Origin of the sequence: Rhodococcus sp. D-46, assembly GCF_011290655.1 — a bacterium.
Classification (GTDB): Bacteria; Actinomycetota; Actinomycetes; order Mycobacteriales; family Mycobacteriaceae; genus Rhodococcus_F; species Rhodococcus_F qingshengii.
This window is the reverse complement of record NZ_JAANTF010000006.1, coordinates 128,325-140,857: the sequence shown is the minus strand read 5'-3', so window position 1 is coordinate 140,857 and position 12,533 is coordinate 128,325. Positions and strand designations below refer to the sequence as shown.

Sequence of the window (12,533 nt, the reverse complement as noted above, 5' to 3'; positions counted from 1 at the left end):
ATCCTCGGGCTCAGGCGGGCGGTGAGAGTCAACACGTCGGTGGCTTGTGCAAGAGTTGCCCCGAGAAAAGCACTGTCGATACCGAAATGCACGAGATACTTCTGAAAGGACCTGCGCATGCCACCCCGTAGACGTTCCGGCGCTGCCGCATCAACGCCGGATCACCTCACTGCGGACAATCTGGCAGCGCTCGCCACGGCTGTCGCCGAAGGCAAGCGCGCCACCGTCTATCTGCGCGAGGCGACTCCCAGCTTGGGGATCGAAGCCGGTACCTCGGCGAAAGTCGTGTCGGTGGACGGCAACACCGTGATGATCCGCCCCAAAGGCGTCAACGACGAATTGCCTTTCGAGGCAGAGGAATTGCGCATAAACCGCGTCTCCGCGGCACCGGCCAAACCGGCGCCACGGCCCAAACCAGTTGTGGAGTCCGAGCCCCTGATGGAGCCACTCGTAGAGCCTGTTCGACCGAAGCCGCGTGCGCAGCCTGCACCCGCTCCGGTCCCGACTACCACTGCTGCCCCTGCCGCGACACCTCGTCCGGCCGTCAAGCGTGCGAAGAAACTGCCGGCCGGCATCAGCGTCACGATCCATGCGGGCGCGGACAACGACTGGAGCGTGACGGTCACACAGGGCGCCAAGCGTCCGGGCAAAGCAGTTCCGGTCGCACCCGATGCGGTCGAGCGAGCTGTCCGCGAGTTGGGTGAGCCCACCGCAATCGAGGCTGTCGAGTCCATCATCGTCGCTGCACGGGACATGGCTGCAGCGCGAGTCGACGAGTTGAGTCGTCAGCTCGAGGAGGCACGCAAGATGCTCGAAGCGCTCGGAGCTACCGACTAGAAACGCTGCGTAGGTCCGCACTTTCCGGGGTATGCGTTTTTTGCAGCGGGGAGATTACCGGCGGAGAGATTGTGATGTTGCAGCGAATTGTTTCGGCTCTGGCAGCGTTGGTCTTGGCACTCGGACTCGGGTTCATCGTCAGCAGCAACGCTGTTGCTGCACCCACGCCCATGGGTGGTGGTTCGGGCATCATCATCGACAATCAACTGGTCTGTACGTTGACCACTATCGGTCACGACAACGGCGGCAGACTCGTGGGTATCACCGCAGGTCACTGCGGTGGTCCTGGATCGTTCGTGATCCCGGAAAGCAACGAGGACGCAGGCGTGGTCGGCACGTTCGTCGAGTCGAACCCGGACCTGGACTACGGGGTCATCCAGTTCGATCCGGGCAAGGTCACACCAGTTCGAACGGTGGGCGCGGCAACCATCACCTCGATCGGCGCTCCGGCCAGCTTCCCGGCTACAGCCTGCAAGGAAGGCCGTACGACGGGCACGACCTGCGGCGTCGTCTGGGGAGACCTGAGCGCCGACGCATCCACCTGGACTCAGATCTGCGTCGACCACGGTGATTCGGGAGCCCCGGTCACGGTCGGGACGACGCTGGTCGCGATGGTCAACGCCTACCTCTGGGTGCCATGCCTGGGGCCGGAACTCGGCACCAACATGACCTCCATCGTGGACACGATCAATGCCCACGGAGGCGTCGGCGCCGGGTACCGGCCCATCTAGCAGCGGGCTGGGATCAGCCGCACACTGCTCCACCCGAGGCTGATCCCACGAGCTTGGAGTACTTGGCCAACACACCACGTGTGTAGCGAGGCGGCAACGGCTCCCAGCCCTTCTTGCGGGCTTCCAATTCGGAGTCGTCGACCAACAATTCGAGTTGTCCGGTACCCACGTCGAGTCGGATCTGATCGCCGTCGCGAACGAACGCGATGGGACCGCCGTCAACCGCCTCGGGCGCAACGTGTCCGACACACAGGCCGGTGGTGCCGCCCGAGAATCGTCCGTCCGTCAGCAGCAGGACGTCCTTGCCGAGACCCGCGCCCTTGATCGCGCCCGTGATGGCCAGCATCTCGCGCATGCCGGGACCACCCTTCGGGCCTTCGTAGCGGATGACGACAACGTCACCGCCGGTGATGGTGCCGTCCTCGAGAGCATCCATCGCGGCGCGCTCGCGTTCGAAAACCCGTGCAGTGCCGACGAATACATCAGACTCGAATCCTGCCGACTTGACCACCGCGCCGCCGGGCGCGAGTGACCCCTTCAAGATCGTGATGCCTCCGGTGGGGTGAATGGGCTTGTTCATCGCCCGCAGGACCTTGCCGTCCGGATCGGGCGGGGTGATGTGCGCGAGATTCTCCGCCACGGTCTTACCGGTGACGGTCAGGCAATCTCCGTGCATGAGTCCCGCGTCGAGCAATGCCTTCATGATCACGGGGACGCCGCCGATACGGTCGACGTCCGTCATGACGTGCTTTCCGAAAGGCTTGACGTCGGCGAGGTGCGGGACCTTCGCGCCGACGCGAGCGAAGTCGTCGAGCGTCAGGGGGACGTACGCTTCGTGCGCGATCGCGAGGAGATGGAGCACCGCATTGGTGGATCCGCCGAATGCCATGACTACTGCAATGGCGTTCTCGAACGCTTCCTTGGTGAGGATGTCCCTCGCGGTGATACCTCGACGCAGGAGTTCGACAACGGCTTTGCCGCTCTCGCGGGCGAAGCCGTCGCGGCGACGATCCGGTGCGGGCGGTGAAGCGCTGCCGGGCAGCGACATTCCCATGGCCTCGGCGGCGCTGGCCATCGTGTTTGCCGTGTACATGCCGCCGCACGCGCCTTCGCCCGGGCAGATCGCCCGTTCGATGGTGTCGACGTCGGCGCGGCTCATCAGCCCACGCGAGCAGGCGCCAACCGCCTCGAACGCGTCGATGACGGTGACTTCCCGCTCACTGCCGTCGGAAAGTTTGGCGACGCCGGGGAGGGTGGAGCCGGCGTAGAGGAACACGCTGGCGAGGTCGAGGCGGGCCGCCGCCATCATCATGCCGGGCAACGACTTGTCGCAGCCGGCGAGAAGGACCGATCCGTCGAGACGCTCGGCCTGCATGACGGTCTCGACGCTGTCCGCGATCACTTCACGGGAAACGAGGGAGAAGTGCATGCCCTCGTGCCCCATCGAAATGCCGTCGGAGACGGAGATAGTGCCGAATTCGAGAGGGAACCCGCCGGCTTCCCGTACGCCCTCCTTGACGGCCTTGGCCAGGCGATCGAGGGACAGGTTGCATGGCGTGATTTCGTTCCAGGACGAGGCGACGCCGATCTGCGACTTGACCCAGTCGTCGTCGCCCATTCCTACTGCACGCAACATGCCGCGCGCTGCGGTCTTTTCGAGTCCGTCGGTGACGTCACGACTTCTGGGCTTGATGTCGGGTTCGGTCATTTTCCAAGCATAGGCGTCAGCGGGGTGTGTTTCCGGCAGACGAGCGACTCGACTTGCCGACAAACGCCGTCCGTCGTGAATAGACTCGTCGCATCGGGTGTGGGTGACTTTCTTTGCCGCTCTGCTGATACTGCCCATCCTGTTCGGCGCGTTGATCGCAGGTTATTCCGCGTTCTCCGAGGTCGACGGGTCCGAGGCTCTGCTTCCGCCGGCGTTCTGGATCCTGATCGCGGCCGGGGGTGCACTCGGCGGTTACATCGGAGTCAAGGTCGGTGTGGTTCGAGGCTCGGCCCTCGATTACCGGTTGTAATCGGGATCGACTCGATCAAACTTCCAGAGAAGCGCAGGCGAAGCCTGGGTGAACATCCCGAAGCTCTCTTGAACGCCCGTTCAGGTGCGGGTTCACTCCTAGCGTGCACACGAATGCCTTCGATCGAATATCCAGACGTGGCCTGCTGCAGGGATCGGCGGCCCTCGCCGGCGCAGTAGGTCTTGGTGTCGCTTCGGCGAGCCACGCCGGTGCCGAGGTTCCGGGTGGCAGCCCGGGCTTCGCGCACGGCGTGGCATCCGGTGACCCGTTGCCGGATGCGGTGATCATCTGGACCCGCATCACCCCGACGGCAGACGCGACGCCCGGTTCCGGCGTCGGGCCGGCGGTGACTCTCAACTGGCAGGTCGCGACCGATGAGGGGTTCGCGAGCGTCGTTGCGTCCGGAAGTGTTGCTGCTTCGGCGGATTCCGATCACACCGCGAAGGTCGACGTCACCGGACTCGATTCGTCGACGGCGTACTGGTACCGATTCACTGCGGGTTCGGCTGTTTCTCCGGTGGGCCGCACCCGTACGGCTCCGTCGAACTCGGCAGATCTCGATCGTCTCCGCTTCGGCGTGGTGTCCTGCTCCAATTGGGAGGCGGGGTATTTCGGTGCCTATCGTCACCTCGCATTCCGCGAAGACCTCGACGCGATCATCCACCTCGGTGACTACATCTACGAGTACGGGCAGGGGGAGTACGGCGCGAGAAACGGATCCGTTCGCCTTCACGAGCCGGCCCACGAGATCATTTCGCTGGCCGACTACCGAATTCGGCACGCGCAGTACAAGACAGACCCGGATCTGGCAGCTCTGCACCTGAAGCTCCCGTTCATCACCACGTGGGACGATCACGAATCGGCCGACAACGCGTACCGGGACGGCGCCGAAAACCACACTCCCGGTGTCGAAGGTGACTGGGCAGATCGAAAGGCCAACTCGGCCAAGGCATATTTCGAGTGGATGCCCGTCCGCCCGTCGGGTAATGGTTCGAGCGTTCAGCTGTATCGTCGGTTCCGCTTCGGGAATCTGGCCGAGATCTCGATGCTCGATCTGCGTACCTACCGCGACGAGCAACCGACCATGAAGCAGGTCGACGATCCGTCGCGCACCATTACCGGACGCGCACAGATGGATTGGTTGACCAACGGAATCGTCACCTCCCCGACGCAGTGGAAGGTCGTCGGCAATCCGGTCATGATCACGCCCTGCGTGTTCCCGCCGCTGGAACCGGCGACCACCGCGGCGTTGACCGAACTGGTGGGTGTGCCGCAGGCCGGTGTCCCGTACAACACGGATCAGTGGGACGGGTACACCGCCGACCGCACCAGGCTTTTCGACGCGATCACCTCGAACGGTGTGGACAACACCGTCTTCATCACCGGTGACATCCACACGTCGTGGGCCTGCGACCTACCGACCAACGCCGCCAACTATCCGGGTGGGCCGACCGTCGGCGCCGAGTTCGTCGTCCCGTCGGTGACGTCGCCCAATATCGACGACATGCTGAAAGTGCCACCGCGCACGGTAACCGTTGCGGCAGAAGAAGCATTCAAGGCCGTGAACCGACACGTGCGGTACGTCGAACTGGATTCGCACGGCTACGGCGTATTCGAAATCGCCCGCGAAGGTACTCAGATGGACTGGTACTACGTCGACGATCTCACCAATCCGCAGAGCAATGCGCACTACGCCGTGAGCTACCGTCTTCCGGCAGGCGCGGGCAGTAGAGTCTCACCCACCTCGGCCGCCCTCGATCAGGCCTCGTACCGACCAGGAGTCGACCAGTGAGCATCGAAGTTTCGCGTCGTAGCGTTCTGATCGGCGGAAGTGTTGTCGCCGGAACGGCATTGCTCGGAACGCCCGCTCGCGCGAGTGTTCCCACCAGCGCCGGAATCCCAGACCTGGACGTGCATGTCATAGTCGTCGACGGCATGCGGCCGGACGAGCTGCGATCGGAGCTCACCCCGACGCTGACCGGGCTTGCGGCCGGCGGTATCCACTACCCGGACGCCAGTGCCATCACGATCGCAGAGACGCTGCCGAACCACACGGCGATGATGACGGGAGTGCTGCCGGCGCGTTCGGGTGTACCCGCCAACTCCGTCTACGATCCGGCCATCGACAAGAAGCGTGACCTCGATCGGCCTTCCGACCTGCAGGCATCGACGGTTCTGGATCGGGTGCGCACCGAACTCGGATTGACCACTGCGAGTGTGCTGTCGAAGCGCTACCTGCACGGGTTGTTCGGTGACCGCGCCTCATTGGTGTGGGATCCGCAGCCGCTCGTTCCCGGTACCGAGCATGCGCCGGACAACTTCACGATCGACGCCTTGATCCGTATCGTCGGCGGGAACTCGCCGCGGCTCTCGTTCACCAACCTCGGTGACGTCGATCGGGTCGGGCACCTGGATCTGTCCGGTCCGTCCATCCGGATCGCTCGCACGGCTGCACTTCAGAACACCGACAACCAGGTTCGCCGCTTCGTCGACTTCCTTCATGACACGGGTCGCTGGAATCGGAGCATTCTGATCGTGTTGGCCGACCACTCCATGGACTGGTCGGAGCCCGCGCGGCTCATCGGCTTGGATCGACCGCTGAACGCGGACCCGTTGCTGGCAGGCAAGATTCGAATCGCCCAGAACGGTGGCGCAGACCTGATCTACTTCATCGGACCCGATGGCGAACGGGCGGAAGCCGTCAGCCGGATTCAGCAGATCGTGGATGGTGTGGACGGCGTCGAATCCAGCCACCTCCCCGCCGAATTCGATCTCGGCACCAATGCCGGTGACGTCGTTGCGTTTTGCGCTCAGGGCTGGCGGTTCAGTGATCCGACTCCACTGTCCAACCCGATTCCCGGCAACCACGGCCATTTCGTGACACTGCCCATTCCGTTCTTCCTCAGCGGCGGGCATCCCGCTCTGGACGGTGGACGGAAGATCGACACGCAGGCTCGCACGATCGACGTCGCGCCGACGGTTGCGGCTCTGCTCGGCCTCGGTGCACCTGCCGGCGGCTGGGACGGCGTCGCCCGCACGACGGGTGTGTCGCTGAACGTCTAACGAGGATCGCGACCGGTCAGGGCAATCAGCTTGTCCTGCAACGACGCATCGTCCGGGAGGTCGACGGGATCGGAGAAGAGTCCGCTCTCGGCGAGCATGTCGCGCTGCCCGTCGAGGTCGGACCAGACGGCCTCGACGAGGTCTGGATCGAGTCGCTCGTCTGCTCCGACCGCTCGCGCGAGGTCCCAGGTGTGGATCGTGACGTCCGAGGTCTGCTGGCGCAGATAGGGTTCCACCTTCACCGTGCCGTACGAGAGGTGAACGTGGGCACTGAGGTCCGTCGATTTCCACGCTTTGATTGCGGCATCGGAGTACTTCTGCCATTCGGTCCACAGGTCGTCCCCGACGGGAACGATGTCCGGTGTCGCCTCGCCGACCGTCAGTCCGGCCAGGAGCGGCGGTACCCACTGCTGCTCCTCGATGACGTGGCGGACGAGGTGTTCAACGTGCCAGTCGGAGTCGGGCGTGGGTGCGTTCCAGTCCTCGACCGCAGCGAGTCGTGAACCGAATTCGCGGTGGGCGGTGAGTACGAGTTCGAGCCAATCGAATGCCATCACTCGAGGGTAACCCGATCAGCGTGACGTTAATCGGTGCGTGAGGCTTCGATTCGGTGAAGACTGTCGGGGTTGTCGCTCAGTCGAATCGAGGAGTTTTCATGACCGTCCCCACCGTCACTCTGGCCGAAGGTCTCACTGTCAGCGCCCAGGGATACGGCGCGATGTCCGTCGCCCCGGTCTACGGCCCGGTGGATCCGGCCGAGGCGCTCGCCACGCTGCACCATGCGGTGGACATCGGGATCACGTTCATCGACACCGCCAACGTGTACGGCGAGGGCTCGAGTGAGCGTGCGGTGGGAGAGCTTCTCAAAGACCGCCGGGACGAAGTGCAGTTGGCGACCAAGTTCGGTCTGGTCGGCAACATCGCCAACGGTCAGCGCGGGATCAACGGAGACCCGGCTTACGTGCCGCGGGCACTCGACGAGTCTCTGGGACGACTCGGCGTCGATCATGTCGACCTCTACTACTTGCACCGGGTCGACCCGAACGTGCCGATCGAAGACACCGTCGGCGCGATCGCGGAGCAGGTGAAGGCGGGCAAGGTCCGCAACATCGGACTGTCCGAGGCGACCGGCGATGAACTGCGTCGTGCGTACGGGGTACATCCGATCGCGGCGATCCAGTCGGAATGGAGCATCTGGAGCCGTGACGTCGAGAACAAGGTAGTACCCACCGCGGCGGAACTCGGAGTCGGGTTCGTGCCCTTTTCACCTGTGGGCCGAGGCTTCTTGGCGGGATCGTTCGATGCGGCGACGCTCAGTGACAACGACCTACGCCGACGCTTCCCCCGCTTCTCGGACTCCGCACTTCCCGCCAATCAGAAGGTTCTCGACGTGGTCCGCGCCGTCGGTGAGGAGCTCGGCGCGACGCCTGCACAGGTTTCCCTGGCATGGCTCGATGCCAAGGGCCGCCAGTACGGGTTGCCTTCCGTTTCGATTCCCGGCACTCGGTTCGCTGCACGAGTCACCGAAAACGCCGGAGCGTTGGACATCGTTTTGAGCGAAGACCAGATCGCTCGCCTCGACTCCCTCGCCGCGATCACCGAAGGCTTCCGTTCGGCCGATCTGAATTGGGTGTCTCAGGGCCGCGAATAATCATGTCCTGAGCCTTGCGAAAGACAGGAGTAACATACAGACCCGATGAAAAAAGTGTGGTTGGTCTGGGGTGTCGGTGTTTTTGCCTACGTGATCGCCGTGCTTCACCGCACTTCGTTCGGCGTCTCGGGTCTGTCTGCTGCTGATCGGTTCTCGATCTCGCCCAGCGTTCTGTCGAGCTTCGTCGTGCTGCAGATCGTCGTGTACGCCGGCATGCAGATTCCGGCGGGAGTCCTCCTCGACCGCTACGGTTCGCGGATCATGATCGCAGTCGGTGCGTTCATCATGATGTCCGCGCAGTTGGCTCTCGCCTTCACCGAATCGCTGCCCGTCGCGATCGGTGCACGTATTGCCGTCGGTGCCGGGGATGCACTCACCTTCATCTCGGTGTTGCGGTTGGTACCGCAGTGGTTCCCGCCCCGGCAGGTGCCGTTGGTCTCGCAGTTCACGGGCATCCTCGGTCAGCTGGGCCAGGTGATGTCTGCGCTTCCGTTCATGTTGCTGTTGTCCGGACCGGGCTGGACTTTTGCCTACGGCAGCGCTGCCGCTGTCGGACTGTTGGCGTTTGCGCTGGCGTTGAGTGTCATCCGCGACGCGCCTCCCGGTGCCGACGTGGTCGCCGTGCCGGCCGGCGCCAAGGAGATCGGGCGACAGATCAAGACGGTGTGGATGCGGCCCGGCACCCGACTCGGGTTCTTCAGCCACATGGGGACTCAGTTCTCGATCACGACGTTCGCGCTGCTGTGGGGTGTGCCGTACCTGAAATCGGCTCAAGGCCTCGACTCCACGACGGTCGGCTCGCTGCTGACGCTGTCAGTCATCTCGGCAATCGTGGCCGGCCCGATCCTCGGTATTCTCACCGGTCGCTATCCCATGCGTCGATCGTGGTTGGTTCTCACCATCATGGTGGCCAGCGCGCTCATGTGGACGATCGTGCTTTCACGAAGCGAACCGTCTCCGCTTTGGTTGTTGACGATCCTGGTGGTCGTCATCTCGGTGGGTGGGCCGGGTTCGGTGATCGGCTTCGACTACGCGCGCACATCCAATCCGAGTTCGGCGATGGGCACCGCCCAGGGCATGGTCAACATCGGGGGATTCCTCGCTTCCCTCATCGTGATTCAAGTGATGGGCGTCATCCTCGGGCACATGGGCGGGTACACGTTCGACGGATTCCGCGTCGCCTGGATGGTGCAATATCCGGTCTGGGTTCTCGGCATCGTCGGCGTGCTCGTCACCCGAGGCAAAGCCCGGCGCGCCCTCGCAGCAGAAGGCGTACACGTACGGCCGATTCGCGAAGTCATTCGTCGCAACAAATAACTCGATCGCATCGGGTAATTCATCCCCTGCGGGTGAGGTTCCCAAGCGTCCGAGCCACCAGGCTTGATGGATGAACGACGCAATGAACATCGGACCGGTCGAGCTCGTGGTGCTGGCATTCCCAGGTTCAACTGTGGATCCTGAAGCTGTCGCCGCGCTGCAGAACGTGGTGGAACGAGGTTTTGTCACTCTGCTCGACCTCGTGTACATCGCCAAGGACGCGGACGGACAGGTGTCGCAGATCGACGTCGACGAAGATCTCACCGACATCGGACTGGCGATTCTGTCCATCGAAGCCAAGGCATTGATCAGTGACGAGGACCTGGACGTGGTCCGTGAGTCACTCGAACCAGGAACGTCAGCCGCAGTCATCGTCTACGAGCAGACGTGGGCGCGTGAGCTCGCGTCGACGGTTCGCGGTGGCGGCGGCGACGTAGTCCTTCACGTTCAGATACCGCGCGAGGTAGTCGTCGCAGCGGTCGAAGCAGCATTTCAGTAGCGACAATTACCCAAGGAGTTCGGCATGGTTTTTCGAGGTGGACGCAGAGGGCGGCCGGGGTTGCTCGGCACGGTGGCGCGCACGGCGGTAGTGGCTGGAACCGCAAAGGCGACGTCCAACGCCATGGATCGACGGAGTCAACGAAAGGCCAGCGAGCAGCAGCAGGAATATCAGCAGGAGTACCAGCAGCAACAGCCGCCGCCGCAGCAGCAGGTCGCCCCCGTGCAGTCCGTTCCCCCTTCAGGCGCGGACGATCTGGTCTCCAAGCTGCAGGAGTTGGGACAGCTTCATCAGTCCGGCGTGTTGACCGATGCCGAGTTCGCGGCGGCAAAGGCGCAGTTGCTGAGCTAGCCCTGCTGTTCTCTTCAATTGCGGCAATGCGCATTGCCGCAATTCGGCGTGAAAGGCTGACTTATGATCGACCCACGTGCGGCATCGGCCGCAATCGAAGCCGCGAACGCCCGAGTCGCCGAGACTCTACCGTTCTCCGACGACGCCGACTTCACCGAGGCGAAGCGGGGTTTCGTCGCCGCGCTCGATCCGGGGCTGGTTGCCGATTCGGACGGGAAAGTCCTGTGGAACAACGATTCCTACGCCTTCCTTGACGAGGACTGCCCGCCAACGGTCAATCCGAGCTTGTGGCGTCAGTCGAAGTTGGTCGCCAAGCAGGGACTCTTTGCGGTGACGGATTCGATCTATCAGATTCGCGGACTTGATCTGTCGAACATGACGTTGATCGAGGGAGATACCGGAATCATCGTCATCGATCCACTGATCTCCCGGGAAACCGCTGCTGCCGGGCTCGCGTTGTACCGGGAACACCGTGGTGATCGACCAGTAGTCGCGGTGATCTACACGCATTCGCACATCGACCACTTCGGCGGGGTCAAAGGTGTGACCACCGACGACGACGTCGCCGCCGGGCGATGCGTGATCGTCGCACCCACCGGGCTCGTGGAGCACGCGGTCGAGGAAAACGTCTATGCGGGAACGGCAATGGCTCGACGCGCGGCCTACATGTACGGGGCGGCCTTACCCCGAGGTCCCCGAGGTAGCGTCGGAGCCGGGTTGGGGCAGACCACCTCAACCGGCACACCGACGCTCATTTCGCCGACGGTGTCGATCTCGAAGACAGGTCACACGGAGACGATCGACGGCGTTCGGATCGAATTCCAGATGACGCCCGGAACCGAGGCCCCGTCCGAGATGAACTTCTACTTCCCGTATTTGCGCGCACTGTGTATGGCGGAGAACGCAACTCATACTCTCCACAACCTGCTCACGCTTCGCGGTGCCCTGGTACGAGATCCTCACGTCTGGTCTGCGTACCTGACGGAATCGATCAATCGTTACGCCTCACGATCCGACGTTCTGTTTGCGTCCCACCACTGGCCGACGTGGGGGACCGAACGGCTCACCGAGTTCCTGTCATTGCAGCGCGACCTCTACGGGTACCTTCACGATCAGACACTTCGTCGAATCAATCAGGGGTGGACCGGTCTCGAGATCGCCGAATCGATCGAGCTGCCAACTGCATTGGCGCAAGCGTGGCACACGCACGGGTACTACGGTTCCGTCAGTCACAACGTCAAAGCCATCTACCAGCGATACATGGGTTGGTTCGACGGTAACCCTGCGCATCTGTGGGAGCATCCACCCGTCGAATCGGCCAAGCGTCACGTGGAGTTCATGGGCGGATCAGCAGAAGTGTTACGGAAAGCTCGGGAATCGTACGAGCGCGGCGACTTTCGCTGGGTTGCGCAGGTGGTGAACTACGTGGTCTTCGCTGAACCGGACAACGTCGAGGCCAAGAATCTGCAGGCCGATACCTTCGAGCAACTCGGGTACGGCGCCGAGAACGGCACCTGGCGGAACTTCTACCTCACCGGTGCATACGAACTGCGCAACGGCTCAGTGGGGACGCCCACGGTTGCCGCGGCGCCCGACATCACCGCAGCGCTGTCGGTAAGTCAAGTCTTCGATGCAGTATCGCTGCGCGTGGATGGAGTGCGCGCAGCGGGCTCGCACATCGTCGTCGATTGGAACATCACTGACGAAAACATCGTTCACCGAACGGAACTCAGCAACGGAGTTCTGATCCATTTCGACGTGGAAGGTGGGTCTGCAGATGCTGGGTCTGTGGATGCGATGTTCAGTTTGAGTCGGCGCGACTTACTCGGTGTGCTGCTCGGTGGTGTGGACTTGGGTGCCGAGATTGCGAATGGAACCATCTCGGTTTCCGGCGACCCGGCGAAGCTCGCAGAACTTGCCGGATACCTCGACGAGCCGGATCCGAACTTTGCGATAGTCACTCCGACCTAGCGCTGTATCAGTCGTGAACGAGCCTGTACTTCAACAGGTCTCGAGTCGCGCACCTTTTTGAAGTTGTCCGTTTTGTCTCTGGTTCTCGAAAGTAT

12 protein-coding genes are annotated in these 12,533 nt (G+C 63.0%); 10 read left to right on the top strand and 2 right to left on the bottom strand.

Going from position 1 to position 12,533, the window contains the following annotated elements; all coding sequences use genetic code 11:
* Window positions 1–117 precede the first annotated feature (117 nt).
* Entirely contained in the window at window positions 118–837 is a 720-nt protein-coding gene (locus G9U53_RS16385) for a DUF6319 family protein (protein ID WP_003940205.1), read from the top strand.
* A 74-nt stretch (window positions 838–911) separates the two neighbouring features.
* Entirely contained in the window at window positions 912–1,568 is a 657-nt protein-coding gene (locus tag G9U53_RS16380) for a S1 family peptidase (RefSeq protein WP_007732621.1), read from the top strand.
* 13 nt (window positions 1,569–1,581) lie between these two features.
* Here the strand turns inward: G9U53_RS16380 and ilvD are convergent, their stop codons facing one another.
* Window positions 1,582–3,276 (bottom strand): dihydroxy-acid dehydratase, encoded by a 1,695-nt coding sequence (ilvD, locus tag G9U53_RS16375; RefSeq protein WP_003940201.1) that lies wholly within the window; start codon window positions 3,274–3,276, stop codon window positions 1,582–1,584.
* A 103-nt stretch (window positions 3,277–3,379) separates the two neighbouring features.
* Between ilvD and G9U53_RS16370 the strand changes: the two genes are divergently transcribed.
* From G9U53_RS16370 to G9U53_RS16360, 3 genes are all read left to right on the top strand, one after another.
* A complete protein-coding gene (locus G9U53_RS16370; RefSeq protein WP_223304509.1) occupies window positions 3,380–3,586 on the top strand; it encodes a hypothetical protein in 207 nt (68 codons plus the stop codon).
* A gap of 103 nt (window positions 3,587–3,689) precedes the next feature.
* On the top strand, window positions 3,690–5,378 hold the full coding sequence (locus G9U53_RS16365) for an alkaline phosphatase D family protein (RefSeq protein ID WP_075834393.1): 1,689 nt from the start codon (window positions 3,690–3,692) through the stop codon (window positions 5,376–5,378).
* Window positions 5,375–6,649, top strand: a complete 1,275-nt coding sequence (locus tag G9U53_RS16360; protein ID WP_007732611.1) for an alkaline phosphatase family protein — start codon at window positions 5,375–5,377, stop codon at window positions 6,647–6,649. The genes G9U53_RS16365 and G9U53_RS16360 overlap by 4 nt, the downstream gene beginning before the upstream one ends.
* Here the strand turns inward: G9U53_RS16360 and G9U53_RS16355 are convergent.
* The gene (locus G9U53_RS16355) at window positions 6,646–7,203 is read right to left on the bottom strand and encodes a TIGR03086 family metal-binding protein (RefSeq protein ID WP_007732609.1); all 558 of its coding nucleotides are present in this window, start codon (window positions 7,201–7,203) and stop codon (window positions 6,646–6,648) included. The genes G9U53_RS16360 and G9U53_RS16355 overlap by 4 nt on opposite strands.
* A 101-nt stretch (window positions 7,204–7,304) precedes the next feature.
* Here G9U53_RS16355 and G9U53_RS16350 point away from each other — a divergent pair, with 101 nt between their 5' ends.
* From G9U53_RS16350 to G9U53_RS16330, 5 genes are all read left to right on the top strand, one after another.
* Window positions 7,305–8,300: an aldo/keto reductase gene (locus G9U53_RS16350; protein ID WP_042924858.1), complete on the top strand. Its 996-nt coding sequence runs from the start codon at window positions 7,305–7,307 to the stop codon at window positions 8,298–8,300.
* A 45-nt stretch (window positions 8,301–8,345) separates the two neighbouring features.
* Window positions 8,346–9,617: an MFS transporter gene (locus G9U53_RS16345; protein ID WP_019745275.1), complete on the top strand. Its 1,272-nt coding sequence runs from the start codon at window positions 8,346–8,348 to the stop codon at window positions 9,615–9,617.
* Window positions 9,618–9,687: 70 nt separating this feature from the next.
* A complete protein-coding gene (locus tag G9U53_RS16340; RefSeq protein WP_007732604.1) occupies window positions 9,688–10,116 on the top strand; it encodes a DUF6325 family protein in 429 nt (142 codons plus the stop codon).
* Between the two features lie 24 nt (window positions 10,117–10,140).
* Complete coding sequence (locus G9U53_RS16335) at window positions 10,141–10,467, top strand: SHOCT domain-containing protein (protein ID WP_003939954.1); 327 nt, start codon at window positions 10,141–10,143, stop codon at window positions 10,465–10,467.
* A 63-nt stretch (window positions 10,468–10,530) separates the two neighbouring features.
* Window positions 10,531–12,438, top strand: coding sequence for an alkyl sulfatase dimerization domain-containing protein (locus tag G9U53_RS16330; RefSeq protein ID WP_075834389.1), 1,908 nt, complete (start codon window positions 10,531–10,533; stop codon window positions 12,436–12,438).
* Window positions 12,439–12,533: the final 95 nt, after the last annotated feature.

Bases quoted from the DNA above. Each gene is read 5' to 3' on its own strand.
- G9U53_RS16385 (WP_003940205.1), top strand. From the start codon at position 118: ATGCCACCCCGTAGACGTTCCGGCGCTGCCGCATCAACGCCGGATCAC.
- G9U53_RS16380 (WP_007732621.1), top strand. From the start codon at position 912: ATGTTGCAGCGAATTGTTTCGGCTCTGGCAGCGTTGGTCTTGGCACTC.
- ilvD (WP_003940201.1), bottom strand. From the start codon at position 3,276: ATGACCGAACCCGACATCAAGCCCAGAAGTCGTGACGTCACCGACGGA.
- G9U53_RS16355 (WP_007732609.1), bottom strand. From the start codon at position 7,203: ATGGCATTCGATTGGCTCGAACTCGTACTCACCGCCCACCGCGAATTC.
- G9U53_RS16350 (WP_042924858.1), top strand. From the start codon at position 7,305: ATGACCGTCCCCACCGTCACTCTGGCCGAAGGTCTCACTGTCAGCGCC.
- G9U53_RS16345 (WP_019745275.1), top strand. From the start codon at position 8,346: ATGAAAAAAGTGTGGTTGGTCTGGGGTGTCGGTGTTTTTGCCTACGTG.
- G9U53_RS16340 (WP_007732604.1), top strand. From the start codon at position 9,688: ATGAACGACGCAATGAACATCGGACCGGTCGAGCTCGTGGTGCTGGCA.
- G9U53_RS16335 (WP_003939954.1), top strand. From the start codon at position 10,141: ATGGTTTTTCGAGGTGGACGCAGAGGGCGGCCGGGGTTGCTCGGCACG.
- G9U53_RS16330 (WP_075834389.1), top strand. From the start codon at position 10,531: ATGATCGACCCACGTGCGGCATCGGCCGCAATCGAAGCCGCGAACGCC.